Source organism: Magnetospirillum sp. (assembly GCA_027532905.1).
Taxonomy (GTDB): Bacteria; Pseudomonadota; Alphaproteobacteria; order CACIAM-22H2; family CACIAM-22H2; genus Tagaea.
Genome location: JAPZUA010000002.1, coordinates 865,179 through 890,733 on the forward strand (window position 1 = coordinate 865,179; position 25,555 = coordinate 890,733).

A 25,555-nucleotide genomic window follows, 5' to 3' on the forward strand; every position below is an offset into this window, starting at 1 on the left:
GCTCTCAGCGAGCGTTGTTGAACAAGCCGAGCAGCACGCCGGGTTGCTGGTTGGCGATCGCGAGCGACTGCACGGCCAATTGCTGGCGCACCTGCAGCGATTGGCTTTGCGCCGACGCCTTGCCGATATCGGCGTCGATCAAAGCGCCCAAGCCGGTCGTAACGGCGTCGGTGACGGCCGACTGGAAGCTCGACTGCACCGAAAGCGTGCGCGACTCAGTCGCACTCGTCGACAGCGACGAGGCGATGGCACTTTGGAAGGTCGTGAGGGCGGTCAGCGAGTTCGCGGCATCCGACGCAGTCGAGACGTTGACAGCACCGGTGAAGGTGGTCAGCGCCGTCGCCGTCGCACCCAGGCCCGACAGGCTCAGCGTGCTGCCGGTGATGCTCGAAAGATAGGTGCGCGCGGCCGAACCCGACGAAATTAGGTTGGCGCCATTGTAGTTCGCCTGAGATATGAAATTGTTGATCTGCGAAGTGAGCGTGTTGTAGTCGGCCGTGTAGATCGTGCGCTGGGCGGCGCTGATCGAACCGTCCGACAGCTGCACGAGCTTCGCCTGGATGTTGCCGGCCGTGTCCGAGATCGAGGTGAGGGCGGCTTGCGTGACTTGGCCGAGGCCCACGCCGTTGGCAAGCGAGCTCTGCACGGCCGAAAACGCCTGCAGATCACCGCGCAGACCTTGGGCGACCGAGAAGGTGGAGGCGTCGTCGGATGCGTCCGCAACCCGGTAGCCGGTCTGCAGCTGCTTGTTGGCGACCAACAGTTCGGCGTTGATCTTGCGCAGCGACGCAAGTGCCGAAATGGCGCCCAAATTCGTATTGACCGAGGTGGACAGCGAAGCGACCAAGACAACCTCCACAACGCGCCCGCAAACAGGGGCCGTGTCAAGTTATGCTCGGACAACGGGGCCAGTTCTCGCCCGCGGCGTTTTCAAGTTCGCCATCGCAGTCAGCAGTCAAGAGATAAATGCAAAATTAACCAAAATCAAGCCCCTATCTGCCGCCAATCCGACGCCAGATGAAGTTTGGCGCCGGTTTGGGCGCACAGGGCCTCGAAATCGACTCCGGGCGCCATTTCGCGCACCAACAGCCCGTCTTTGGTCACGTCGATGACGGCCAAATTGGTGAAAATCCGCGTGACGACATGGGGAGCCGTGAGCGGATAGGTGCAGGAGGGGACGATTTTGGGCGCGCCGTCCTTGGTCGTGTGCTCCATCAGCACGTACACACCCTTGGCCCCAGCCGCCAAATCCATCGCCCCGCCAACGGCCGGCGGCATCTTCTCGTCGCCGGTCGACCAATTGGCCAGATCGCCCGTTTCCGAGACTTGCATCGCACCAAGCAGCGCCAGGTCGATATGGCCGCCTCGGATCATCACGAACGCGTCGGTGTGGTGGAAGATCGACGCGCCGGGCACCAGCGTGATCGGCGTTTTCGAGGCGTTGATGAGATCGGGGTCGACGTCGTTGGCCAGCGGCGAAGGACCAACGCCGAGCACGCCGTTCTCGGAGTGGTAGACGATCTCGCGGCCGGCGGGCACGTAGTTGGCGACCAAGGTCGGCAGACCGATGCCGAGATTGACGACGGCCCCGTCCCACAAATCCTGGGCTGCGCGTCGCGCGATCGCTTCGCGATCCAGTCCTTTGGGGGCGATACCCTTCATCCGGGCGTCCCTGCTTGTTTGGGGTTGGGCACATGCACGACACGGTCGACGAACAAGCCAGGCGTGACGACCTGTTCGGGATCGATGCCGCCGAGCTCGACAATATGGCGTGCCTGCACGATCGTGAGATCGGCGGCAGCCGCCATGGTCGGCCCGAAATTGCGCGCGGCCAACCGATAGGTGAGATTGCCCCAACGATCGGCGTGCTCGGCTTTGATCAGTGCGACGTCGCCTTTGAGCGGCATTTCGAGCACGTAATCGCGGCCATTGAGCGTGCGGGTTTCTTTGCCGGCGGCGAGTTTGGTGCCGGCGGCCGTGGGCGTATAGAAGCCGCCGATCCCGGCGGCGGCCGCACGTAGGCGTTCGCTGAGGGTGCCTTGCGGCACGAGTTCGAGTTCGAGGCGGCCCGCGCTGTACATCTCTTCGAACACGACCGAGCCCGAGGTGCGCGGATAGGAGCACACGAGCTTGCGCACATGCCCCGAAGCCAAAAGCTTTGCCACATCTGTGCGGCCCGAGCCCGCATTGTTCGAAACGACCGTGAGGTCTTTGGCCCCTTGCTCGATTAGCGCGTCGATGAGCTCGACCGGAATGCCGGAATTGCCGAAGCCCGCGATCAGTACGACCGCACCGTCTTTGATGCCGGCCATAGCTTCTGCAAGCGAGGCTTTTTGTTTGTCGATCATGATGGAACTAGCCTAGAGCCTCGCCCTGGTCAGCGCAAAGATTTCGTGGCTAACTGCCGCGATGTTCGAAGATTTCAGCGTTGGTTCCGCATCCCCCGAGGGGGTTTCCATCCATTACCGCAAGGGCGGAGCCGGACCGCCCTTGCTGCTGCTGCACGGCTATCCGCAGACACACGCGATGTGGCACAAAATCGCGCCGCGATTGGCGCAGCGTTTCACGGTCGTGTGCCCGGATACGCGCGGCTATGGGGCATCCGGCAAACCGGTAGCCGATGCCGAGGACATGGTCTATTCCAAACGCACCATGGCCAAGGACATGGCGGGCCTTATGCGCGGCCTCGGCTTCGACAAATTCTCTGTCTGCGGCCACGACCGCGGCGCGCGCGTGGCCTATCGCTTGGCGCTCGACCATCCCGACGCGGTGCAGAAGCTGTGCGTGCTCGATATTCTGCCGACGTATTCGACCTGGCGGCGCATGGAGAAGGGCTTGGCGCTCGGCATGTACCATTGGCAGTTTCTGGCGCAAGGCGGGGGCTTGCCCGAGAAAATGCTCGGTGCCGATCCCGACTATTATCTGCTCGAGAAGCTGAAACGCTGGTCGAAGGATTTTTCGGCGTTCGCGCCCGAAGCGCTCGAGGCCTACAAAGTCGCGTTTCGCGATCCGGCTTCGATCGCGGCGACCTGCGCCGATTACCGCGCGGGGGCAACGGCCGACGACGCGATCGACGGCGAAGATTTCGGCCGCCGCAAGATCGTCGCCCCTACGCTCGTGCTGTGGGGCGAGGGCGGCCTTGCAAGGCGCGTCGACGATCCGCTCGCCATCTGGCGCCAATGGGCGATCGAGGTCAGCGGCCACGCCCTGAAGTGCGGGCACTTTCTGCCCGAAGAAGCCCCCGACGCGACGGCTGCAGCACTCGAAGAATTTCTCGGCACTTAGCCGAAGCGCGCGAGTTTGAACGCTTCATCGCGCGCAAACAGATAAAGCAGCGTTCGCAAAGCGCCCCCGCGTTCGCTTTCGAGTTTGGGATCGCGCTCGAGCACGGCCGTCGCATCGCTGCGCGCGATCTCGACCAAATCGGCGTGTACGGCAAGATCGGCCAAGCGGAATTGCGGCAGGCCCGATTGTTTGGTGCCCAGCACTTCGCCCGCGCCGCGCAGGCGCAAATCTTCTTCGGCAATACGAAACCCGTCTTCGGTCTCGCGCAGGATTTCGATGCGGGCTTTTGCCGTCGCCCCGAGCGGCTGCGCGTAGAGCAGCACGCAGCTGCTTTCCTCCGCCCCGCGGCCGACGCGGCCGCGCAGCTGATGGAGCTGGGCGAGGCCGAAACGTTCGGCATGTTCGACGACCATCACTGTCGCACTCGGCACGTTGACGCCGACTTCGATGACCGTGGTGGCCACAAGCACGCCCGGCGGGCCGTCGACGAAAGCGGCCATTGCGGCGTCTTTCTGCGCAGGCTTGAGCTTGCCGTGGATCAGATGCACACGGGCTTCGCCGAGCGCTTCGACCAACGCCGAATGGCGCTGGGTTGCCGCCGCGAGATCGAGCACTTCGGATTCCTCAACGATAGGGCACACCCAATAGACGCGTGCACCCTTGGCGATCTGGCGGCGCACGGCATCCACGATGTCGTCGAGCCGTTCGAGCGGGACCGCGACGGTTTTGACCGGTTTGCGGCCCGGCGGTTTTTCGGCGAGCTTCGATACGTCCATGTCGCCGTAAGCGCACATCACCAGCGTGCGCGGGATCGGCGTGGCGGTCATGATCAGCGTGTCGACTTCGCCCGCTTCCGACAGGCCCTTGGCCGAAAACGCCACACGCTGATGCACGCCGAACCGATGCTGCTCGTCCACGACGACGAAGCCGAGTTCTTTGAATTCAACTTCGTCTTCGAACAAAGCATGCGTGCCAACCACAAGATCGAGTTCGCCCGACGCGAGCCCGTCAAGGATGGCTTGGCGGGCTTTGCCCTTGTCGCGGCCCGTGAGGACCGCAAAGCGCACGCCGGCCGCCTCGGCCAACGGCTTGATCGTCTCGAAATGCTGGCGCGCGAGGATCTCGGTCGGCGCCATCAGGGCGGCTTGCAAGCCGCATTCGACCGCGTTCAGCATCGCGAGCAAGGCCACGACCGTCTTGCCGCTACCGACGTCGCCCTGCAGCAGCCGCTGCATACGACCGCTCACGCCCATGTCGCCGAGAATTTCGGCGAGCGCCATTTTTTGAGCACCCGTGAGATCGAAGGGCAGGGCCCTCAGCGCTTTCTCCCGCAATCGCCCGTCGCCCTTCAACGTGCGGCCCTTGCGGCGCTTCTGGTGCGCGCGCACAAGCGCCAAGGCCAACTGGTTCGCGAGCAATTCGTCGTAGGCAAGGCGGCTGCGCCAGGGCGTTTCCAGTTCGGTATCGGCTTGGTCGCTTGGGGCGTGTGCATGCGCGATCGCCGTACGCCAATCGGGCCATCCGTTTTTTGCCACAAGATGCGGATCGGCCCATTCCGGCAGCACTGGGGCGGCAGCGACGGCCGCTTTGGCAGCCTTGGCAACGGTTTTGGGCGAGAGGCCTGCCGTGAGGGCGTAGACGGGCTCGACGATCGCGATCTCATCGAAGCGTGCGAGCGGCACGATATGGTCGGGATGTGCCATCTGTACGTCGTCGCGATAACGCTCGACCCGCCCGCTAACCGCGCACATCTCGCCCACCGGCAATTGCCGCTCGAGATAGTCGCCTTTGACGCGGAAAAATACGAGATCGATCGGGCCGGACTCGTCCTGGCAATGCACGCGATAGGGCAGGCGCGGCGTTCGCCCCGGCGCGTGGCTCAGGACCTGCAGCTTGAGCGTGACGACTGTGCCCTCGGGTGCCGCCGCCACGCTTGGGCTGAAACGCCGGTCGACGAGCCCCGTCGGCAGATGCCACAGCACGTCCACGACGGCCGGTCCTGCCGCGCGCTCGAGCAGCGGTGCGATCTTGGGGCCGACACCGGGCAGCGTGCGAATATCGGCGAAAAGCGGGAACAGGATGGCGGGGCGCATCGGGTGGCGGCTTGGCCTTTTTCGGGGTCCGTGACAGGCGGGGCGTGCAGCGCTATATCCATGCCCCGATTCCAACAAGGCCGCTATGTCCGAATCCCTCGAAATCCGCCGCAAGCGTCTGATCCATCGCAGCGTCTATACCGGCATGAAGGAAACCGACATCCTGCTGGGGGCGTTTGCGCGCGCGCACGTGCCGGATTTCGACGCCGCCCAGCTCGGCGAATACGAGAATCTGCTGACGGCGGGCGACCCCAATATCCTCGATTGGGCGCTCGGGCGCGCGGCCCCGCCGGCCGCTTACGACGGCCCGGTCATGAAACTTCTTCAAAGCTTTAAGATCGCAAGATAACAAATTGTTAAACATCGAACTTCAGAACCGAATCGCCTCCGGCAAAAGGCTTGAAATTGCCGGGGCACCGGCCGGCGTGGACGGCGCCGTTCTGGCAGCCCTGGTACGCCACGGCCACGACGTACTGCATGTGGCGCGCGACGATGCCAGGCTGAGCCAGCTTGCCGAAACGCTCGCCTTTGCAGGGACGCGCGCCCAGGTGCTGAGCTTCCCGGCCTGGGACTGCTTGCCCTATGACCGCGTGTCGCCGAACAGCGAGGTCGTCAGCCGGCGCCTCGATGCACTCGTCGATCTGGCGCGGCCTGTTACGGGCGGTGGCCGACGCATCGTGCTGACGACCGTGAACGCGATCTCGCAGCGCGTGGTGCCGCGCGCCAAATTCGCGCAAGCCGTGTTCGAGGCCAAACGCGGAGCGGCCCTGAAACTCGATGCGCTGTCGGCCTTCCTGGTGCGCGACGGCTATCGGCGCGCCGAGACCGTGCGCGAGCCCGGCGAATACGCGCTGCGCGGCGGCATCGTCGATCTGTTTCCGCCGGGTTTGGCCGAACCCGTACGCCTCGATCTGTTCGGCGACGCGATCGAGCAGATCCGCCGCTTCGATCCCATGACGCAGAAGAGTACAGGCACGCTCGACGCATTTGCGCTCAAACCCGTCAGCGAAGTACTGCTCGATCCGGACTCGATCGAGAATTTCCGCTTGGGCTATCGCGCGCAGTTCGGCGCCGTCGATGCACGCGACGCGCTCTACGCGGCCGTGTCGGCGGGCCAGCGTTATGCCGGCCTCGAACATTGGCTGCCCTTGTTCCACAACGGGCTCGAAACCCTGTTCGACTATCTGCCGAACGCCGTCGTCTCGCTCGACGACCAGATCGACGAGGCGGCGGCAGCACGTTTCGAGCAGATCGACGAATTCTACGAGGCGCGTGTGCTCGCCCGCCAAGCCTTCGCCAAGGGCAAGGCCGCCGACCAGTTCGGCGAAACCGCATCGAGCTACAATCCGCTGCCGAACGAACTTCTATATCTGAAGCCCAGCGAATGGCGCGGCATCCTGGCCAAGCGTGCGGTCGTGGCCTTGACGCCGTTCGCGCGGCCTGTCGGTGCCGACTGCATCGATGCGGGCGGGCGCACGGGCGTTGATTTCACGTCCGAGCGCGCCAAGGCAGACGCCAATCTGTTCGACGCCGTGCGCGTGCGCGTGGCGGCCGAGCGGGCCGCGGGGCGCCGCGTGCTGGTTTGCGCCTATTCGCCGGGCTCGCGCGAACGCTTGGCGCATCTCCTCAAAGAACATGGCCTCACCGAGACGGCGACGGTGCGCGATTGGGCGGAGGCCGAAGCTTTGGCGCCGCAGATCGTCGCGACGACCGTGCTGTCGCTCGACAACGGCTTCACCACACCCAACCTCGCCGCGATTACCGAACAGGATATTCTGGGCGACCGGCTCGTGCGCGCGGCGCGCAAGCGGCGGCGCTCCGACAATTTCCTCACTGAAGCGGCGGCGCTGGGCGAGGGCGACCTCGTCGTGCATGTCGACCACGGGATCGGGCGCTACGACGGGCTCGTGACGATCGAGGTGGCGGGTGCTCCGCACGATTGCCTGCGCATCGTCTATGCCGACAACGATAAGCTTTTTGTGCCGGTCGAAAACATTGAGATGCTGTCGCGCTACGGCTCGGAAGACGCCGGCGCACAGCTCGACAAGCTCGGCGGGGCTGGCTGGCAAGCGCGCAAGGCGCGCGTCAAAAAGCGCGTGCTCGAAATCGCCGACCATCTCATCAAGCTCGCGGCCGAACGCCAACTGCGCGAGGGCGAGCGCTTGGCGCCCGCCGAAGGCCTGTTCGATGAATTTTGCGCGCGTTTCCCCTATGTCGAAACCGAGGATCAGGCGCGCGCGATCACGGAAACACTCGACGATCTTGCCGCGGGCAAGCCGATGGACCGGCTCGTGTGCGGCGACGTCGGTTTCGGCAAAACCGAAGTCGCCTTGCGCGCGGCGTTTGTGGCGGCCATGGCGGGCGTGCAGGTTGCGGTCGTCGTACCCACGACGCTGCTCGCACGCCAGCATTACCGGAATTTCAAAGCGCGCTTCGAGGGCTTCCCCGTGCGCGTGGCGCAGCTTTCGCGCCTCGTGCCCGCCAAAGACCAAGCGCAGACGCGCATCGAAGCGGAAGCAGGCCGCGTCGAGATCGTAATCGGCACTACAGCGTTGCTCGCCAAGGCGGTCAAGTTCAAGCAGCTCGGCCTCGTGATCGTGGACGAGGAGCAGCATTTCGGCGTAGCGCAGAAAGAACGCCTCAAGGAACTGCGCGCCGATGTGCATGTGCTGACACTCTCGGCCACGCCGATCCCGCGCACCTTGCAGATGGCGCTTGCGGGCGTTCGCGACCTGTCGCTGATCGCAAGCCCGCCGGTCGACCGCCTTGCGGTGCGCAGCTTCATCCTGCCGTTCGATCCCGTGGTTATCCGCGAAGCGATCATGCGCGAGAAGTTCCGAGGCGGGCAGACCTTCTATGTCGTCCCGCGCATCGAAGATTTGGGGGCCGTCCGCGAACGGCTCGTGCAACTGTTGCCGGAATGCAAACTCGCCGTCGCGCACGGCCAGCTCACGCCCGCCCAGATCGAAGACGTGATGGTGGGCTTCGTCGAAGGCCGTTTCGACATTCTTCTGTCGACCAATATCATCGAAAGCGGCCTCGACATTCCGAGTGCCAACACGATGATCATCCACCGTGCCGACATGTTCGGCCTTGCGCAGCTCTACCAGCTGCGCGGGCGCGTCGGGCGCGGCAAGCTACGCGCCTACGCGTATTTCACCGTGCCCGGCGATCGCGTGCTGACGGCCGGTGCCCAGAAGCGCCTCGAAGTGATGCAAACGCTCGACAGCCTCGGGGCAGGCTTCCAGCTTGCGTCCTACGATCTCGACATTCGCGGGGCGGGCAATCTGCTGGGCCAGGAACAGTCGGGCCATATCCGCGAAGTCGGCGTCGAACTCTACCAGCAGATGCTCGAAGACGCGGTGCGCGCGGCGCGCACGGCCGGACCCAAGCAGGGGGCCGAGGAATGGGCGCCGCAGATCGGGCTCGGCACGCCAGTGCTGATCCCGGAAGAGTATGTGCGCGACCTCAATGTGCGCTTGGGCCTCTATCGCCGCCTGTCGGGCCTCGTCGAGCGCAGCGAGATCGACGCGTTTGCGGCCGAACTCATCGACCGTTTTGGGCCACTGCCGAGCGAGGTGCAGAACCTGCTCGACATTATCGAGCTCAAGCGGCTGTGCAAACTCGCGGGTGTGGACAAGGTCGATGCCGGCCCCAAGGGCACCGTGCTGGGTTTCCGCAAAAACAAATTCGCGAACCCGGACAAGCTCATCCAGATGGTCTTCAAGCAGCCGACCTTGCTGAAGCTGCGCCCCGACCATCGGCTTGTGTATTTGCGCGCCTGGGATGATGCGGGCGACCGCGTCAAAGGCATTCGCCGCCTGCTCAGCGAACTCGCCAAGATCGCGGCTTAACGCTCAGGCGCAGCGGCCCCAGTCGCGCGCATAGGCTTGGGCGGTATCCATCTCGGCATGGCGCGCGTTTGCGGTCGCAAAAGCGCGCTCGAAGCCGCCTTCGATGGGTTTGCGCAATATCGTGCGATAGCGCGCGAGTGCGGCATTGGCGACCTCGCGTCCGCCGTCGGTGGGGCCGAGCTGCGGGACGAGTTCGGCGAGGCTGCGTTCGATGCGCTGCTTGGCGTCTTCGAGCAGTTCGAGATTGATGCGCACATGGCGGCTTTCGTGCTCGAGCACGACGTCGCGCTGGCAGGTACCCGAGCGGGTCGCGTCGCGTGCCACATAGATGCGATGGCGATCCATCGACACGGTGACCTCGACGCGCTCGGGCTCAATGCAGGCTTGGCGCCCTTGGCCGCGCGCGATCACGCCGACACTCCAATCGAGCTTGATGTCGGCAAGCGTGAGGCCGGCGGGACGCTGGCCGTGCTGCGTGCGCGTGCCGAACAAACCCTCGCGTGCACCCGCGACGCGCGCGAGATCGGCCACTTGCAGCGAATAGTCGATGGCGGCCCCGAGCGGCTTCGTGCGCACGACGAAGCGTGCGGGCGTGCCGAAACATTCGCGCATTTGGGCTGCGGCAGGCGTTGCAACAAGCGGAGCCGCTGCGGCGACACACAGGCCGCGCAGGAAGAAGCGACGCGACAAACACGAACAAGCCATGGCTTTTCGTCAGGCCGCTTCGCGCACCTGGCGGAACACGTCGGCGAACAATTCGGCGGGTTGGGCCCCCGAGACCATGTATTTGCGCTCGATCACGAAACACGGCACGCCCTGGATGCCGAGTTCGCGCGCGTATTTGTCTTCCGCCCGCACGATGGCGTCGTCTTCGTCGGATGCGAGATAGCGCCGCACTTCACCCGCATCGAGCCCGGCCGTGCCCGCTATGTCGGCCAGCACTTCGATGTCGCCGATGTCGCGCGCTTGCGCGAAATAACCCGTGAACAAGGCCTCGACGACGGCGTCGGCCGCCTTGTGATTCTCGGCAAAACGGATCAGGCGTTGGGCGCGCACGGTGTTGGGCGTGCGCTGCATGCGCTCGAATGCGAACGGAATGCCTTCTTCGAGGCCGGCGGCCACCACATGTTTGTAGCGCTCGCCGCCATCGTCGGTGCCGAATTTGGCGCGCAGATAGTCTTTGCGCGACATGCCCTCGACCGGCATGTCGGGATTGAGCTGGAACGGGCGCCAGCCCACCACGATGCTGCCCGGCGCCTCGGCCGCCAGAGCACGTTCGAGGCGGCGCTTGCCGATGAAGCACCAGGGGCAGATGACGTCGGAGACGATGTCGATGCGGATCATAGTAGCTATTCTAGCATCGTCGCCATTGACGCGGCTAGGGGCGGTTCCCGACAATGGGGCAGGGAAGGAAATTCCAATGGCGCCAAAGCGCTCGATCTTCGAAACCGATCTGCCGCAGACGGCAGCAAATTTCGCGGCCCTTACGCCGCTGGGCTTTTTGTTCCGTGCGGCGGCGGTCTACCCGACCAAGACCGCGATCGTGCACGGGCAGACGCGCATCAGCTATGCGCGCTTTGCCGCCCGCGTGCGCTGCTTTGCACATGCGCTGGTCAAGCGCGGTTTGAAGCAGGGCCAGACGGTCGCGATCCTTGCCCCCAACATTCCGGCGATGCTCGAAGCGCATTACGCCGTCCCGCTCGCCGGCGGCGTGTTGAACGCACTGAATTACCGGCTCGATGCCGCGACGATCGCCTTCATTCTCGACCATGGCGAAGCCAAATTCGTGCTCGCCGACCGCGAATTTGCGGCCACGTTGCAGGCGGCTTTGGCGCTTTGCAAAAGCAAGCCAACGGTCATCGACATCGACGACCGGGCGTATACAGGCGAGGGGCCGCGTTTGTCGGCGCTCGATTACGAATCGTTTTTGGCCGAGGGCACACCCGACTATGCGGGCCGCTGGCCTTCCGACGAATGGCAGGCGATTTGCCTGCTCTACACGTCGGGCACGACCGGCGATCCCAAGGGCGTCGTGTACCATCATCGCGGCGCTTTCCTGAACGCGCTCGGCAATGCGCTGACCTTCGGGCTGCGGCCCGAGAGCGTGTATCTATGGACCTTGCCGATGTTCCATTGCTCGGGCTGGTCCTATACGTGGGCGGTCACGTCGGTCGGCGGCACGCATGTGTGCCTGCGCAAAGTGGAGCCGGGTGCCATCTTCGCGTCGATCGAAGAGAACGCGGTCACGCATATGTGCGGAGCACCCATTGTGCTGAATACGCTTGCCCATGCGCCCGCGAATCTCCGCCGCAAATTGCCACATCGCGTCGAAGTGATGACGGGCGGGGCGGCTCCGCCCTCGGCCATCATCGCTTCCATGGAAGAACTCGGCTTTCGCGTGACGCACGCCTACGGCCTCACCGAAAGCTATGGCCCGGCCACCTTGTGCGAATGGCAGCCGGGCTGGCCCGATCTGCCGCTCGAAGAGCGCGCGAAGCTGATGTCGCGCCAAGGTGTGGCCTATCCGACCTTGGGCGAACTTGCCGTGCTCGACGTCGAAACAGGAAGCCCGGTGCCGTCGGACGGGGCCACGCTCGGCGAGATCGCCCTCAAGGGCAATACGGTGATGAAGGGCTATCTCAAGAACCCCAAAGCAACCAAGCGCGCTTTCAGAAACGGCTGGTTCCGCACGGGCGATCTCGCCGTGCGCCACAAGGACGGCTATATCGAGGTCAAGGACCGCAGCAAAGACATCATCATATCGGGCGGTGAAAACATTTCCTCGCTCGAGGTCGAAGAAGCGCTCTATCGCCATCCGGCGGTGATGGAGGCCGCCGTCGTCGCCAAGCCGGATCCCAAATGGGGCGAAACGCCGTGCGCGTTTGTGGCCCTAAAGCCCGACGCCGTCGGCATCTCGGGGCCTGAGATCATTGCCTGGCTGCGCGGGCGCATTGCGGGCTTCAAGTGCCCGCGCTATGTCGTGTTCGGCGCCTTGCCCAAAACCTCGACCGGCAAGATCCAGAAATACGTGTTGCGCGCACGCGCGCAGGAGATTGCCTGATGGGGCCGTTCGATCTTGCCGGAAAAACAGCGCTCGTGACGGGTGCCTCGTCGGGGCTCGGCCTGTCGATGGCTCTGACCCTTGCGCGCGCCGGTGCCAAAGTCGCGGTTACAGCGCGCCGCGTCGACCGGCTCGAAAGTCTGTGCGCCGACATTGCCGCCTTCGACGGGCGTGCACTTGCCGTCGCTATGGACGTGACGGATTCCGCGAGTGTCGCCCAAAGTTTTTCGCGCGCCCAGACCGAGCTGGGTCCGCTCGACATCTGCATCAACAATGCAGGCATCGTGCGCAAAGAATCGCCCGACATCGCCGACGATGCGGGCTGGCGCGACACGATGGCAACCAATCTCGACGGTGCCAATCTCGTCGCGCGCACCGCTGCCAATCTGATGCGTACGCAAAGCAGCGGCGGGTCGATCGTCAATATCGCCTCGATCCTGGGCCTGCGCCCGAGCGTGCGGGTCCCGGCCTATTCGGCCGCCAAGGCCGCGATCGTGAGCCTCACGCAGTCGTTGGCGGTGGTTTACGCGCCGCACCGCATCCGCGTGAACGCGATCGCACCGGGCTACATCGAAACCGATCTCAACCGCGACTATCTGCGCTCAAGTGCGGGTGCTAAGTTGGTCGAGCGCATTGCCCTTGGCCGCTTCGGCCAGGCAAGCGATCTCGACGGCGCGTTGCTGCTGTTGGCATCGGATGCGGGCCGCTTCATGACGGGCACCACGCTCGTCGTCGATGGCGGCCATACTTTGGCGTTTCTCTAGAAGACGGAGCGGGTTCCATGATCGTCGACGTGCGCAGCTACACGGCCCACCCCGGCAAACTGCCGGGCTATTTCGCAGGCTATGCGGCCGAAGGGTTCGAGGTGCAGAAGCGCCATCTCGGCAATCCGCTCGGCTACTACGCCGTCGAGATCGGCGCCATGAATACGGCGATCCATATCTGGGGCTACAAGGACATCGCCGAGCGCCAAGCCAAGCGCGACGGAATGCAGGCAGACCCTGCCTGGGCGGCGTGGCTCGGCAAATCGGCCGGAACTTTCATCAGCCAGGAAAACCGCATCATGAAGCCGGCCCCGTTTTGGCCGATCGCGGGCCAGCCTTCGGGCGGCTACGGCGTGCTGGATTTCCGCGTCTACACCGCCCATCACGGCAAGCTGCCGGAGTTTCTCAACGTCTATCGCGACATGGCGCTGCAGCTGCAACTCAAATATCTCGGCAATTGCGTAGGCTGGTACCAGTCGGACATTGGCGGCCTCAACCAGGTTCTGCATATGTGGGGCTACAAGGACATGGGCGAGCGCCAGGCCAAGCGGGCCGCGATGGCGGCTGATCCATTGTGGGGCGACTATCTCAAGCGCGGTACGCCGCTGTTGCAGCGCATGGACGTGCAATTGCTCGTCAACGCGCCATTCTTCAAACCCTAAAGGTCGAACCCATGGACTTTACGCTGTCGCCGAAGGCGGAGCGCACGCGCCTCGCCGTGCGGACGTTCGTCGAGCGCGAACTCTTTCCGGCCGAAGCCGATCTCGCAAGTTGGGGCGACGGCGAGAATGTGCGCCTCGACACGCTCGCAAAGCTGCGCAACAAGGCCAAAAAAGCGAAGCTTTGGTCGCTGCAATTGCCCACCTCCCATGGCGGCGGCGGGCTCGACATGGTCGGCATGGCCGCGTGCTACGAGGAGATGGGCCGCGCCCTGTTCGGGCCGGTGTGCTTCAACTCCGCCGCCCCCGACGACGGCAACATGATGGTGCTAGCCAAGGTCGCGACGGCCGCCCAGCAGAAAAAATGGCTCGCACCGATCGCCAACGGCGACGTGCGCTCGGCCTTTGCGATGACCGAGCCCGATCCGGGCTCCGGCTCCGATCCCGGCATGATGCTGACGACCGCGACCAAGCGGCGCAACACATGGCGCATCTCGGGCCGCAAATGGTTCATCACCGGGGCGGGCGAGGCCAAACACTTCATCCTCATAGCGCGCACCTCGAAGGATGCGCGCAAGGGCCTCAGCGCCTTCCTGTTCCATGCCGACCAGCCGGGCTGGCGCATCAAACGGCGCATTCCGATCATGGGGCCGGAAGAACATGGCGGGCATTGCGAGATCGAGTTCGACGGACTCGAAATCGACGATTCCGACCGGCTCATGGAAGTGGGCGACGGACTCAAGGTCACGCAGATAAGGCTGGGGCCTGCGCGCCTCACACATTGCATGCGCTGGCTCGGCATGGCGCGGCGCGCGCTCGAAATCGCGCTGCCCTACGTGAAGGCGCGCAAGAGTTTCGGCCACAATCTGATCGACCACGAAGGCGTGCAGTGGATGCTGGGCGAGGCCGCGATGCAGATCGAGATCGGCCGCCTGCTCACGATGCGCGCGGCGTGGAAGCTCGATCAGGGCGATTTCGCGCGCAAAGAAGTGTCGATGGCCAAAGTCGCGGTTGCCGACGTACTGCACAAGTCGATCGATACGGCGATCCAGCTCATGGGCGCGCGCGGCTATTCCAAAGATACGCCACTCGAATGGATGTACCGCTATGCGCGCCAGGCGCGCCTTGTGGACGGTGCTTCGGAAGTGCACAAGATGGTTTTGGCGCGCTTTCTTGCGAACGAAGGCACGGAGTTTTGGGGATGGCGCTGAACGCGCTCGCGGCCCCGCCGGGACTGGCGGGCTGGCTTGTGGGCGCACTCGGCGCCACACAAGTACAGGTTCTGGCGTGGCGGCAATTGTCGGGCGGTGCGATCCAGGAAAACTGGGCGTTCCAAGCGCGTCTGCGCGGCGGACCTTATGCCGGTACGCTCGAAGCCGTGCTGCGGACCGATGCGCCGACAGGTGTGGCGGCGAGCCACGGCCGCCTTGCCGAATACGCGATCCTCGATGCAGCTCACAAAGCCGGCGTCAAAGTGCCCGAACCGCTCGCCGTGTGCGCCGATCCGGGCGTGATCGGCAAACCGTTCTATGTGATGCGGCGGCTCGAAGGCACGGCGCTTGGCCATATTCTGGTCAACGACACTAAATGGACCGGCGACCGCGCGGAATTGGTCGCAAGCCTCGGCAGCGAACTTGCCAAGCTGCACAAGATCCGCCCGCCGCAAGCCGCACTCGGCTTTCTAGGCGAAGCGCCCGCATCGCCAGCATTGGCGGCGGTGGCCGCCTATCGCACCTGGCTCGACGGATATCGCACGGCACGGCCCGCCCTCGAGCTTGCCTTGCGCTGGCTCGAAGTGAACGCGCCCGCGACCGATGCGGTCGTGCTGTGCCATCGCGATTTCCGCACCGGCAATTTCATGGCCGACGAGGCGGGACTTGCCGGCATTCTCGATTGGGAGTTCGCGGGCTGGGGCGACCGTCACGAGGATATCGGCTGGTTCTGCGCCAAATGCTGGCGCTTCGGCCAAATTTCGCGCGAGGCCGGCGGCGTTGGGGCGCGCGACGACTTTCTGCGCGGCTACGCAGGCGCAGGCGGCGATGCGCTCGATTCCGCCAAACTGCGTTATTGGGAGATCATGGCGCATGCACGCTGGGCGGTCATTGCACTCCAGCAGAACGAACGTTTCGTCGCCGGCGGCGAAGCCTCGCTCGATCTCGCCTTGACCGGCCGACGCATCGCCGAACTTGAATACGAATTGCTGGCCGCAATCGATGCAGCAGCACCCGCAGGCGATTTGCCGCCGGGCCTGCCGCGCGACCGTGCCGATGTTGCAGAGCTTGCAGCGCTCGCGCGCGACGTGCTCACCCGCGAGCTTCTGTCGCAAATGGCCGAGGGTGCGCGCCTCAAAGGCCTGATGCTCGCCAATGCGCTCGGCATTATTGCGCGGACGCTGGCGCGCGAATCACGCGACGACAGCGACGGCAATCGGGCACTTGCGACAACCATCCGCAACGGCGCCCACGACGGCGATCGCGGACTGCACGGCGCGTTGTGCTCCGACGCCAAGGCGCGCACGCTTCTGTTCAATCCCAAATATCCGTTTTGAGCTACCAGCCGGCGATGCGCGGCCATTCGGCAACGACCGTGTCGTCGAGCCCATCGACGACGTAGTAGCGGTCGTGCATGGCAGCCGTCATGCACACGTGATTGGGCAACACGAGCAGTCGGTCGCCGATCCCAAAGTCGCCGAAGGGCAGGGGTGCGATCGCATCGAGCCCTGTGCGCGCACTCACAATGCCGTGCTCCTGGTGCACGTCGAGCACGGCAACGTCGGCGCGTGGGGCCGCTTCGGCCGGTGCGCGCACAAGCCCGTAGCCGATCTGCGGCGTGACCGCGTTCGCACCGACGTCCTTCGACAGCGCCAAAGCACCAGCATCGAGCAGCACGTGGTTGCGGGCCTTGTGGTGGCCGATCACGCTTGACAGCACGCTCACGGCCAGATCGTCGGCCGCACACATACCGAGCCCGTGCTGGAACAGGTCGAAGAAAACAAAATTGCCGGGGCGCATCTCGCCGACCCCATCGAGATGGCGCGCATGCAGCGCCGTCGGCGTCGAACCGACGCTGACAAGGCCTACCGTGTGACCGGCCCCGCGCAGTCGTTCGGCTGCCCGCACGACCCCCGCACGCTCGGCCTCGGCGACCGCAACGATCTCGTCGAGGCTCTTGCAGCCGTAGGAATGGCCCGCATGCGCCATCACGCCCGCAAGCATGCCGGCATTGTTCAAAACAGCGCCGATTTCGAGCAGCGCGGGATCGTCCGCTGCGATCCCGGCGCGCCCGCCGCCGGTGTCGATTTCGATCGCGACATTGAAGCGGCACCCAAGTGCATGCCCTTGGGCCGCAACAGCGCGCGCGGTCTCGAGATCGTCGAGGATAATCTTGAGGGCAGGGGCCCGCGCCATCAGGGAGGCGACGCGCGCGAGCTTCGCGGGCACAATGCCCACGGCGTAGAGAATGTCGGCAAAACCCGCTGCCGCAAAATGTTCGGCCTCAGCCAGTGTCGAAACCGTGATCGGCCCGGGCACGCCGCCATGCACGAGCAAAGCGACATCGACGGACTTCGCGGTCTTTAGATGCGGGCGCAGGACGACGCCGAGTTCGCGCGCACGGTCGCGCATGCGGGCGACGTTGCGCTTGAGGCGTGCAAGGTCGAGCACGAGGCAGGGCGTGGGCAGATCGCGAAGGCGCATCGGCACGGACGGTCTAGCGGCCAGGCGGGGCGGCTGGCGTCATCGCGCGCAGAAGCGCGTCGATATGCCAGCCCTGGAACATGCGAATGCCGACCGCCTGGCCGAGTTCGAAGGCCATCGGCGTCTCGCAGCGCCCCATGATGATGCGGTTGATGTCGGCCTCGGCCAGCATCGCGGCCAGTCCCTTCATGCGCCAATCTTCGGCGTGGTCTTTGTAGAAGAACATTTTGACGAGATCGGCGCGCAATTCGGCGCGCCGGAAGAAGGTCAACGTGTCGGGCGTGAGGCCGTCGAGCAGCGTGCGGAAACCCGACTTCTGCAGCGTGTCGAGGGCGCGATTGTAGCCCTCGAAATCCGAGAACACGTCGTGGCGCGGAATCTCGATGATGATGCTGCCCTTGGGAATGAAGTTGGCAATGCGCTGGTCGAACTCGCGGAACCGATCCGACAGAATCGTCTCGACATTGAGGTTGATCGAGATGTTGCCTGCGGACTTGGTTAGGAAACCTTCGGCGAGTGCCCGCAGCATGCGCTGGTCGAAGCTGCGCGACAGGATCTGGAACAGGCCGCGCTGGCCGCGCATGTTGATGCGCGGCACGATCATATTGCGCAGATCGTTGACCGAAAAATGGTACTCGCGAAAAATCGGCCGCAATTGGTTGGCGGTCAGCGCGATAGCGATCGGCTGGTTGCGCACGAGCGTTTTGACGTCGGTCTTGGCGATGAGCTCGTCGAAATTGCCCAAAATCGCGGGCGTGAAAGCCTGGAAGCTCGGGCCAATACCGCCTTGCTGCGCAGCCCCAGCGGCACGCTGGGCCGCGCGCTGGCGCTGCTCCTGCTGGCTCTTCTGGTCCTCGAGTGCGCGCTTTGCGTAATCGTAGAAATCGTTGAACTGCGTTTCGAAGCTGAACCAGGTGCAGGCTTCTTCGATATTCTCGTCCGGCATGCCGGTCGCGACCGAATGGCGGCGCAGGAGTTCGTCGAGTTCGGTGACGATGTTTTCGAACTGCTGCGGATTGTCGACGCGGAACACGAAGACGATGTCGAAATTGGCCTGCGAATAGACCGTCCCTTCCGCGCGCTGGACCATTTCGCGGATCGCGTGGAAGATCACGTAGAAGTTTTCGCGCCGGCGATTGAACCACGCTTGGCGCTGCATCGAGATGACGACCGACATGCGCGGCACCGTGTTTCCCGTCCGCTTGATGCGGTCGAGATCGGAAAGCAGCGTTTCCTCGTCGGTGCGTTGGTTGACTGTGTCCATTCGCTTTCCTGTTACCGACTCCGATTCTAGACGGGACAATCACGTTTTGTAATGGGAATCTGCAGTCCCCGCGCGCCCTAATTCGCTACAATACCAAACGGTTGGACCTAAGGGAGAGTGAACGGATGCAGTACATTCGACTTGGCCGCAGCGGCCTCAAAGTTTCGCGCCTTTGTCTTGGGACCATGACCTACGGCACGCCCGCCTGGCGGCCTTGGGTTTTGGACGAAGCGGCCAGCGTGCCGTTCTTCCGCAAGGCGGTCGAAGCCGGCATCAATTTCTTCGATACGGCCGACATGTATTCGCTCGGCGTGGGCGAAGAAGTCGTGGGGCGGTGCTTAGCCCCGCTGCTGCCGCGCGACCAGATGGTGCTGGCAACCAAGGTCTACAACGCAATGGGGCCGGGCCCGAACGACCGCGGCCTGTCGCGCAAACACATCCTGGCCTCGATCGACGGTTCGCTGCGCCGCCTCAAGACCGACCATGTCGATCTCTACCAAATCCACCGTTTCGATTCCGAAACGCCGATCGAAGAGACAATGGACGCGCTCGACGCCGTCGTGCGCGCGGGCAAGGCGCGCTATATCGGCGCCTCTTCGATGTGGGCCTGGCAGTTCGCCAAGTCGCTCGCCGTCAGCGAACGCCACGGCTATGCCAAATTCGTATCGATGCAGAACCAGTACAATCTCGTCTATCGCGAAGAAGAGCGCGAGATGCTGCCGCTGTGCCGCGAGGAGGGCATCGGCGTGATCCCCTGGAGCCCGCTTGCGCGCGGTTTCCTTGCCGGCAATCGCCACAAACAAGGCTACGGCGAAACCCCACGCGCCAAGACCGACGACATCGCGCATCGCTATTATTTCCAAGATGACGATTTTGCGGTCGTGGCGGCGGTCGAAGCGGTTGCGGCAAAACGCGGCGTCAAACCCGCCCAGGTCGCGCTTGCGTGGCTGCTCGCCAAGCCCGCCGTCACCGCGCCGATTATCGGGACCTCGAAGCTCGAGCAGCTCGACGACGCGTTGGGGGCCCTCAAGATCGCGTTGACCGCCGAGGAGATCGCTTCGCTCGAAGCGCCCTACCGGCCGCACGAAGTGCAGGACCATCGCTAGAAGGACGCGACGTCGCGATAGAGATTGGACAAGCGGGCAAGAAATGCGGGCTGCGTCTTCCACCGCGTGCCCGCGACGGGGTCGGAACCGGCCAGCATCGTGTCCGACGCTTGGCGCGAGAATTCCATGCAAGCCTTCACGCGCGCGGTGCGCAAAGCCGCGACCGCGTCGGGAATATCGGCGAGCGGGCTTGCGTCGCGCACGGCATCGCGTATCAGGCGGGCCGTTGCGCACGCATCTTCGACCGCTTGCGTGGCCCCTTGGCCCAAAGTCGGCACCATCCGATAGGCGGCATCGCCAAGCGCCAGCACGCGGCGCGAGGGATGCGCGTAGACGAGTTCGCCCTCCTGCAGGCGCGCCCAATGGATGCGCTCGGTGTTGCGCACGATATGCTCGACCATGAACGCAACGCTCGGGCACAGCGTGCCGCTTGCCGGCGTGTAGAGTGCGCGCAGGAAATCGGGCTGCTTGAGATCGTCCGTGAGCTTGGCGTCGATGCCAAGCGGAAACGAGCCAGAGCCATAAACCGCATTGCCGGGCACTTGGAACGCCAAGATGCGGTTGGGTCCGTTGAACCATTGGCCGTAGTCGCCGATCGGGCAGGCCGATGGATCGGCGATGCCGTCGATCAGCACGCGGAACGTGGCAGCCCCGACATACTTCGTCGCCATGGGGCCAAACAGACTGTCGCGCAACGGCGAAAACCGTCCCTCGGCGACGACCAGAAGGTCGACAGTGTCGCGCGCGATCTCGGCACCGCTTGTTGCGTCGACAATGCGGAGATCGACGCCGTCTTCGCGCGGCACGGCCGCCGCAATGCTGTGGCGATAGCGGATCGCCGAGTGCGCATGCGCGCGCAGCAGACGGTAGAGCTGCGACCAGCGAATGCGGATGCCCGGATTGTCGGCCACTTGTGCAAGGTCGAGATCCATGAGGTTTGTGCCGTCGACCAGTTCGACGGTCCAGCGCGCCCATGCGAAGCTCTCGGCACGAATCGTCCGTTCGAGATCGGGGCTCGCCAATGCCAGGGCCTTCAGCGCGTTCGGCCCAACATTGAGCCCCGTGCCCGACTGCGAATGGTCGTCTGCGCCGACGCGCTCGTAGACAACGATGTCGAGATCCGCGCATTCCTTCAGAAGGCCCGCCAGCAAAGCGCCCGCAACCCCGGCCCCCGCGATCGCAATGCGCGGACGGCACTTCATTTGTATTTTTGGCGCTGACAAGCAACGGACATGGCCGCAAAACAAAGCAAACGCCGTGCCGGGGGCGTCAACGGGGAAGGGGGTGGACGGCACCGGAAAGCGCGTTAGAATACCGTCCAAATGAGCGACAACGCCAAGCAAGCTGAGAGTGACGCGCCGCGCGCCTATGTGGCGATCGGGGCCTCGGCCGGTGGCTTGGAAGCTTTGCGTGCCCTCATCGGCAATCTGCCCAGCGACACTGGTTTCGCCGTCGTCGTCGCCCAGCATTTGGCGCCGCAGCATGCAAGCATGCTGGCCGCCTTGCTGTCGCGCGAGAGCCGCGTGCCGATCGAAGAGGCGCGCGACGGCGTGCAGCTCGCCGCCAACCGGATCTACATCACGCCGCCCAATTGCGACATTTCGGTGCGCGGCAACGCGATCGTGCTGCAGCGCCCGCATGCCGATCGCGGCCCCAAGCCGTCGGTCAATGTACTGTTCGAGAGCATCGCCAAAGCCTACGGCCCGCGCGCGATCGCGATCGTGCTCTCGGGTACGGGCACCGACGGGGCTGCCGGTATTCGCGCGATCAAGGCGGCGGGCGGGCTTGCGATCGTCCAGAATGAAGAGAGTGCGAAATACAACGGCATGCCGCAGGCGGCGATCGACACGGGCGTGATCGACGTGATCCTGCCGCCCGACGCGATCGGCGCGCAGCTGCCCAAGATCGCGGATGCGCCGCGCGATTTTGCCCCCCCCGCACCGCCGGTGGTGCAGCTCTCGGACATCGACGAGATTTTCTCGCTGCTCAACGAGCGACACGGCATCGACCTCAAGAACTACAAACCCGGCACGGTGCAGCGGCGCGTGGAATCGCGCATGGCCGCCTCGCGCATGGCCGACACGGCGGCGTTCCTTGCGCTGCTGCGCGCCAAGCCGAACGAACTCGACAGGCTCGCGCAAGCGATCATGATCCCGGTCACATCGTTCTTCCGCGATCCGGAGGTGTTCGACGCGTTCTCGATCGCCCTCGACGCGCTGCTGTCGAGCGGCGACCGCACGGCTCCCTTGCGCGTCTGGATCCCGGGCTGCTCGACCGGCGAAGAGGCCTATTCGATCGCGATTTCGATCGTCGAAGCGCTCGAACGCGCCAAGACCGCGCGCAAAGTGCAGATTTTCGCGACCGACATCGACGAGGAAGCGATCGCCGTCGGCCGACGCGGCATCTATCCGTACGACGCGCTGGCGACGGTCGATCCGCATCTTGTGCAGAAATATTTCGTCGATACGGGCGAAGCCTACCAAGTCGCCAAAGAGGTGCGCGAGCGTCTGGTTTTCGCCAAACACAATCTGCTGCGACAGCCGCCGTTCCTGCGCATCGACATCGTGTCGTGCCGCAATCTGCTGATCTATTTCAAGGCCGAGGTCAATGCGCAGCTGATCGCCCTGTTCCACCGCGCACTGCGCGTGAATGGTCTCTTGCTCCTCGGCAAGTCCGAAACGCTGGGTGCGCATTCGGATCTGTTCGAACCTATCGACCGCAAAGCCAAATTGTCGCGCCGCCGCGACGTGCCGGCCGGGGCCGAACCCAGTATTCGCAATCTCGTGCAGATCGGGGTGGGCTATCCGGCCGCACGGCCGCGCGTCGAGATACCGCCGCGCATCTCGACCCAGACGCTGATCGAACGGTCCCTTGCCGAAGCGTTTGCGCCCAAATCCGTGCTCGTGGACGAAAATCTGACGCTGCTGCAAGCGCACGGCGACGTCGCGCGCGTGCTGCAGATCACGGCAGGCAAACCCGATCTCACGCTCGCAGGCCTCGTCACGCGCCAGCTCGGCACGATGATTCGCATGCTCGTGCACAAGGCGCGGCGCGAAAACATCGCGGTCGAAGCGACAGACATCGATCCCGAAACCGGCAAGGGCGTGCGCGTGGCCGTGCGGCCGGTACCCGTACCCGGCGAGAACCTCCAATATTATCTGGTGAGTTTCCTCGACACGGCGTCCGCCCTTGCGGCCAATCTTGCAGCACCCGAGCCGGGTGCCGAGCAGGTCGTGGTCGAAATTCGCCACGAGCTTGCCGCCGCGCGCGAGCATCTGCAGACCGTGACCGAAGAGCTCGAAACGGCGAACGAAGAGCTGCAATCGGCCAACGAAGAGCTGCAGTCCGCCAACGAAGAACTGCAATCCACCAACGAGGAACTCGAAACCTCGAACGAGGAACTGCAGTCGACCAACGAAGAGCTGCAGACGATCAACGAAGAGCTCGAACAGAAAAGCTCGGAGCTGCACGAAGCCAACACCGACCTCGTCAACATCCAGAATTCGATCGCGGCCCCGCTTGTCGTCGTCGACCGGGTGGGGCGCGTTCGGCGCTTCAACTCGGCCGCAGCAGCCGCGTTCGGCCTCACGCTCGAGAACCTGGCCGACGGCGTGTCGCGCATGCGCCAAGCGACGGGCTTCGACGATCTTGCGGGCCGCATCGACAATGTGCTGCAGCGCGGCCGCGCCTTCGAGCGCCAGGTGTCGCTTGCCGAACGCGACTACCAGCTCAGCATCGTCGCCAATCGCGACGACAGCGAGGCCACGATCGGCGCCCTGCTATTTTTCTACGAAAACACCGAAGCCGTGCGGTCCCAGCGCGTGCTCAAAGAGCAGGAAACGGCGTTGCGCGCCCTGGCAGGTGCGCAGAGTGCGGCCCTCGACGGCGTGCCGGCACATCTCGCCCTCGTCGATGCGGTGGGCCGCATCGTCGCCACCAACAAAGCCTGGGACGATTTCGCGCGCCTGAACGGGCTCGTGGGCGAGGGGTTCGGAGCGGGTTCCAACTACGTGGAAGTCTGCCGTAGCTCGACCGGCGACTGCGCGGAAGAAGCGCACGACGTGGCAAGCGGCCTGTCGCGCGTGCTGGCGGGTGAGCTCGCCGAATTCAGCATTGAATATCCGTGCCATTCGCCGGACCAGCAGCGCTGGTATCGCTGCACGTGTCGGCCCGTGTGGCTAAACGGTGCGCGCGCGGCGGTGGTGAGCCACATCGATATTTCCGACCGCAAACTCGCCGAGATCACCCAGCGTGCGGCCGAAAGCAAAGCGCGCGAGGAAGCCGCTTTCCGCGAGCGCTTCCTTGCCGACGCCAGTCGCGAGATGCGCGCACCGCTCGACACGATCCTCGGCATTTCCGAAGCGCTCGAGCGGGCCGGCGTGGCGAGCATCGCCGCCGGCGCGCACGACATCCACGACAGCGCCGAACATCTGCTCGATTTCGTCGCGCGCATGTTCGATCTCTCGCAGCTCGACGCGGGCCCCGGCCTGCTGCGCGAGAGCGACGGCAATCCCGGCGAGATCGCGCGCTCGGTCGTGCGCATGCTCGAGGCCGACGCGGGACGGCGCGGGCACCGTCTGTCGGCGGCGATCGCGCGCGATCTGCCGCGCTTGCGCTGTGACACCGGGCTCGTGCGCCAGATGCTGCTCAATCTCGTCGGCAACGCCGTGCGCTTCTCGCCGCCCGACTCGCTGGTCTCGATCCATATCCGGGAACGCGACGGCCAGATCGAAATTTCGGTGCGCGACGGCGGCCCAGGCTTCTCGGCCGACGAAGTGCTCAAACGCCGCCAGGCTGGCGCTGCGAAGTCGAAAAACGCGAGCGCGCGCGACGCCGAGCGCGACGGCAGCCGCAGTTTGGCGCTTGTGCAAACGCTCGCCAAACTGCACGGGGCCGAACTCAAGCTCACGAGCCGGATCGGCGAGGGGGCTGTGGCCACGCTCGTATTCCCGCCCGAGCGCACCTTGCGCGCCGCGGCCGAAACCAAGACGGCCTCGACCGCCGACGACTAGCGCTCAGACCATTTGCGCGGGGCGGAGCCGGGCGGGCCGAAATCGCGCGGCACGAGCCCGGCATGGAACCAGGTCGCAAACGCATAGATGTCGAACACCGGCCGCTTGATCGCCTGCGCGAGCGCGCGCGAATAGGGCGCCATGTTCGTGCATTCGAGCAGCACCGCACCGACCGACGGCGCCTTTGCGACGAGTGCCTGCCCGGCTTCGATCATGTCGGCTTCGGCTGCCGCGCAATCGAGCCTTTCCTCGTTGCCGAGGATGGCACGCGTGAATTCGCGCCCGCCTTCGGTGCCCATTACGGGCGTGTCGGCGGGCACGTTGGCGGCGGCCAAATGGGCAGGCGTAAGCGCGTTCGCGTCGATCGTGAGGATGCCCACGCGCTTGCCGGGCGGCAGCAGGGCTTGAATGGCTTGCGCCTGCATGAGGCTCGAGGTGGCGACCGGAACGCCGACATGTGCCGCAAGCTCGCGCTGGAACAGCGACAGGAAGCCGCAGTTGGTCGTGATACCGTCGGCGCCTTGCGCGACGAGGTCGGCTGCGGCGTGCTTGAACGCGTCGAGCAGGCCTTCGGCGCGGTTGCGCACCACGCGTTCCGGCGACGCGTCTTTGACGAGCCGATAGAGGACCGGAAACGGCCATGTGGTCGCATTGCCCATGTCGCCCGGAATGCGCGGAAAGCGCGCCTCGAGCATCAGAATGCCGAGCCTTGCGCCGTAAAGCGGCTTGCCGCCCGTCGCCAATCGACTGTCGTCGTCCACC

20 protein-coding genes are annotated in these 25,555 nt (G+C 64.7%); 10 read left to right on the forward strand and 10 right to left on the reverse strand.

Features of this window, described 5'->3' with window-relative positions; translation table 11 throughout:
- Positions 1–4 precede the first annotated feature (4 nt).
- The 3 genes from O9320_12155 to O9320_12165 form a co-directional block, all read right to left on the reverse strand.
- Entirely contained in the window at positions 5–847 is an 843-nt protein-coding gene (locus tag O9320_12155; protein MCZ8311603.1) for a hypothetical protein, read from the reverse strand.
- Positions 848–984: 137 nt separating this feature from the next.
- The gene (locus tag O9320_12160) at positions 985–1,662 is read right to left on the reverse strand and encodes a 3-oxoacid CoA-transferase subunit B (protein ID MCZ8311604.1); all 678 of its coding nucleotides are present in this window, start codon (positions 1,660–1,662) and stop codon (positions 985–987) included.
- Positions 1,659–2,348 (reverse strand): 3-oxoacid CoA-transferase subunit A, encoded by a 690-nt coding sequence (locus O9320_12165; GenBank protein MCZ8311605.1) that lies wholly within the window; start codon positions 2,346–2,348, stop codon positions 1,659–1,661. The genes O9320_12160 and O9320_12165 overlap by 4 nt, the downstream gene beginning before the upstream one ends.
- Before the next feature lie 61 nt (positions 2,349–2,409).
- Here O9320_12165 and O9320_12170 point away from each other — a divergent pair, with 61 nt between their 5' ends.
- Positions 2,410–3,285, forward strand: coding sequence for an alpha/beta hydrolase (locus O9320_12170; protein ID MCZ8311606.1), 876 nt, complete (start codon positions 2,410–2,412; stop codon positions 3,283–3,285).
- On the opposite strand, the gene recG is transcribed toward O9320_12170, so the two are convergent.
- Entirely contained in the window at positions 3,282–5,378 is a 2,097-nt protein-coding gene (gene recG / locus O9320_12175) for an ATP-dependent DNA helicase RecG (protein MCZ8311607.1), read from the reverse strand. The genes O9320_12170 and recG overlap by 4 nt on opposite strands.
- A gap of 85 nt (positions 5,379–5,463) precedes the next feature.
- Here recG and O9320_12180 point away from each other — a divergent pair, with 85 nt between their 5' ends.
- Together O9320_12180 and mfd are read left to right on the forward strand one after the other, a co-directional pair.
- Positions 5,464–5,727, forward strand: a complete 264-nt coding sequence (locus tag O9320_12180; GenBank protein MCZ8311608.1) for a succinate dehydrogenase assembly factor 2 — start codon at positions 5,464–5,466, stop codon at positions 5,725–5,727.
- A 4-nt stretch (positions 5,728–5,731) separates the two neighbouring features.
- The gene (gene mfd / locus O9320_12185) at positions 5,732–9,232 is read left to right on the forward strand and encodes a transcription-repair coupling factor (GenBank protein MCZ8311609.1); all 3,501 of its coding nucleotides are present in this window, start codon (positions 5,732–5,734) and stop codon (positions 9,230–9,232) included.
- A gap of 3 nt (positions 9,233–9,235) precedes the next feature.
- Here the strand turns inward: mfd and O9320_12190 are convergent, their stop codons facing one another.
- Both O9320_12190 and O9320_12195 read right to left on the reverse strand, forming a co-directional pair.
- Entirely contained in the window at positions 9,236–9,937 is a 702-nt protein-coding gene (locus tag O9320_12190) for a hypothetical protein (protein ID MCZ8311610.1), read from the reverse strand.
- Positions 9,938–9,946: 9 nt separating this feature from the next.
- Positions 9,947–10,576 carry a DsbA family oxidoreductase gene (locus O9320_12195; GenBank protein MCZ8311611.1) on the reverse strand — a complete coding sequence of 210 codons (630 nt, stop codon included), beginning with the start codon at positions 10,574–10,576 and terminating at the stop codon, positions 9,947–9,949.
- 76 nt (positions 10,577–10,652) lie between these two features.
- Here O9320_12195 and O9320_12200 point away from each other — a divergent pair, with 76 nt between their 5' ends.
- Genes O9320_12200 through O9320_12220 form a run of 5 tightly spaced genes read left to right on the forward strand, consistent with a single transcriptional unit; the run spans position 10,653 to position 16,264 of the window.
- Positions 10,653–12,293 carry an acyl-CoA synthetase gene (locus tag O9320_12200; protein ID MCZ8311612.1) on the forward strand — a complete coding sequence of 547 codons (1,641 nt, stop codon included), beginning with the start codon at positions 10,653–10,655 and terminating at the stop codon, positions 12,291–12,293.
- Positions 12,293–13,057, forward strand: coding sequence for an SDR family NAD(P)-dependent oxidoreductase (locus tag O9320_12205; GenBank protein MCZ8311613.1), 765 nt, complete (start codon positions 12,293–12,295; stop codon positions 13,055–13,057). Before O9320_12200 ends, O9320_12205 begins: the two co-directional genes overlap by 1 nt.
- Before the next feature lie 17 nt (positions 13,058–13,074).
- A complete protein-coding gene (locus tag O9320_12210) occupies positions 13,075–13,719 on the forward strand; it encodes an NIPSNAP family protein (GenBank protein MCZ8311614.1) in 645 nt (214 codons plus the stop codon).
- Between the two features lie 11 nt (positions 13,720–13,730).
- Positions 13,731–14,927, forward strand: a complete 1,197-nt coding sequence (locus O9320_12215) for an acyl-CoA dehydrogenase family protein (GenBank protein MCZ8311615.1) — start codon at positions 13,731–13,733, stop codon at positions 14,925–14,927.
- Positions 14,918–16,264 (forward strand): phosphotransferase family protein, encoded by a 1,347-nt coding sequence (locus O9320_12220; protein ID MCZ8311616.1) that lies wholly within the window; start codon positions 14,918–14,920, stop codon positions 16,262–16,264. The genes O9320_12215 and O9320_12220 overlap by 10 nt, the downstream gene beginning before the upstream one ends.
- Before the next feature lies 1 nt (position 16,265).
- Here O9320_12220 and O9320_12225 read toward each other — a convergent pair whose 3' ends face one another.
- Positions 16,266–17,411 carry an alanine racemase gene (locus O9320_12225; GenBank protein MCZ8311617.1) on the reverse strand — a complete coding sequence of 382 codons (1,146 nt, stop codon included), beginning with the start codon at positions 17,409–17,411 and terminating at the stop codon, positions 16,266–16,268.
- A 13-nt stretch (positions 17,412–17,424) separates the two neighbouring features.
- Positions 17,425–18,675, reverse strand: a complete 1,251-nt coding sequence (locus O9320_12230; GenBank protein ID MCZ8311618.1) for an EAL domain-containing protein — start codon at positions 18,673–18,675, stop codon at positions 17,425–17,427.
- 125 nt (positions 18,676–18,800) lie between these two features.
- Between O9320_12230 and O9320_12235 the strand changes: the two genes are divergently transcribed.
- A complete protein-coding gene (locus tag O9320_12235) occupies positions 18,801–19,781 on the forward strand; it encodes an aldo/keto reductase (protein MCZ8311619.1) in 981 nt (326 codons plus the stop codon).
- On the opposite strand, the gene O9320_12240 is transcribed toward O9320_12235, so the two are convergent.
- Positions 19,778–20,983, reverse strand: a complete 1,206-nt coding sequence (locus O9320_12240; GenBank protein ID MCZ8311620.1) for a hypothetical protein — start codon at positions 20,981–20,983, stop codon at positions 19,778–19,780. The genes O9320_12235 and O9320_12240 overlap by 4 nt on opposite strands.
- Before the next feature lie 120 nt (positions 20,984–21,103).
- On the opposite strand from O9320_12240, the gene O9320_12245 reads away from it, so the two are divergent.
- Positions 21,104–24,793 carry an ATP-binding protein gene (locus tag O9320_12245; GenBank protein MCZ8311621.1) on the forward strand — a complete coding sequence of 1,230 codons (3,690 nt, stop codon included), beginning with the start codon at positions 21,104–21,106 and terminating at the stop codon, positions 24,791–24,793.
- On the opposite strand, the gene O9320_12250 is transcribed toward O9320_12245, so the two are convergent.
- On the reverse strand, positions 24,790–25,554 hold the full coding sequence (locus O9320_12250; GenBank protein MCZ8311622.1) for an aspartate/glutamate racemase family protein: 765 nt from the start codon (positions 25,552–25,554) through the stop codon (positions 24,790–24,792). The two genes, O9320_12245 and O9320_12250, sit on opposite strands and share 4 nt — an antisense overlap.
- Between the last annotated feature and the right edge of the window lies 1 nt (position 25,555).

What these genes read in the sequence shown, in the direction of transcription:
- O9320_12160 (MCZ8311604.1), bottom strand. Translation starts at nt 1,662, where the DNA reads ATGAAGGGTATCGCCCCCAAAGGACTGGATCGCGAAGCGATCGCGCGA.
- O9320_12165 (MCZ8311605.1), bottom strand. Translation starts at nt 2,348, where the DNA reads ATGATCGACAAACAAAAAGCCTCGCTTGCAGAAGCTATGGCCGGCATC.
- O9320_12170 (MCZ8311606.1), top strand. Translation starts at nt 2,410, where the DNA reads ATGTTCGAAGATTTCAGCGTTGGTTCCGCATCCCCCGAGGGGGTTTCC.
- recG (MCZ8311607.1), bottom strand. Translation starts at nt 5,378, where the DNA reads ATGCGCCCCGCCATCCTGTTCCCGCTTTTCGCCGATATTCGCACGCTG.
- O9320_12180 (MCZ8311608.1), top strand. Translation starts at nt 5,464, where the DNA reads ATGTCCGAATCCCTCGAAATCCGCCGCAAGCGTCTGATCCATCGCAGC.
- O9320_12190 (MCZ8311610.1), bottom strand. Translation starts at nt 9,937, where the DNA reads ATGGCTTGTTCGTGTTTGTCGCGTCGCTTCTTCCTGCGCGGCCTGTGT.
- O9320_12195 (MCZ8311611.1), bottom strand. Translation starts at nt 10,576, where the DNA reads ATGATCCGCATCGACATCGTCTCCGACGTCATCTGCCCCTGGTGCTTC.
- O9320_12200 (MCZ8311612.1), top strand. Translation starts at nt 10,653, where the DNA reads ATGGCGCCAAAGCGCTCGATCTTCGAAACCGATCTGCCGCAGACGGCA.
- O9320_12205 (MCZ8311613.1), top strand. Translation starts at nt 12,293, where the DNA reads ATGGGGCCGTTCGATCTTGCCGGAAAAACAGCGCTCGTGACGGGTGCC.
- O9320_12210 (MCZ8311614.1), top strand. Translation starts at nt 13,075, where the DNA reads ATGATCGTCGACGTGCGCAGCTACACGGCCCACCCCGGCAAACTGCCG.
- O9320_12215 (MCZ8311615.1), top strand. Translation starts at nt 13,731, where the DNA reads ATGGACTTTACGCTGTCGCCGAAGGCGGAGCGCACGCGCCTCGCCGTG.
- O9320_12220 (MCZ8311616.1), top strand. Translation starts at nt 14,918, where the DNA reads ATGGCGCTGAACGCGCTCGCGGCCCCGCCGGGACTGGCGGGCTGGCTT.
- O9320_12225 (MCZ8311617.1), bottom strand. Translation starts at nt 17,411, where the DNA reads ATGCGCCTTCGCGATCTGCCCACGCCCTGCCTCGTGCTCGACCTTGCA.
- O9320_12230 (MCZ8311618.1), bottom strand. Translation starts at nt 18,675, where the DNA reads ATGGACACAGTCAACCAACGCACCGACGAGGAAACGCTGCTTTCCGAT.
- O9320_12235 (MCZ8311619.1), top strand. Translation starts at nt 18,801, where the DNA reads ATGCAGTACATTCGACTTGGCCGCAGCGGCCTCAAAGTTTCGCGCCTT.
- O9320_12240 (MCZ8311620.1), bottom strand. Translation starts at nt 20,983, where the DNA reads ATGAAGTGCCGTCCGCGCATTGCGATCGCGGGGGCCGGGGTTGCGGGC.
- O9320_12245 (MCZ8311621.1), top strand. Translation starts at nt 21,104, where the DNA reads ATGAGCGACAACGCCAAGCAAGCTGAGAGTGACGCGCCGCGCGCCTAT.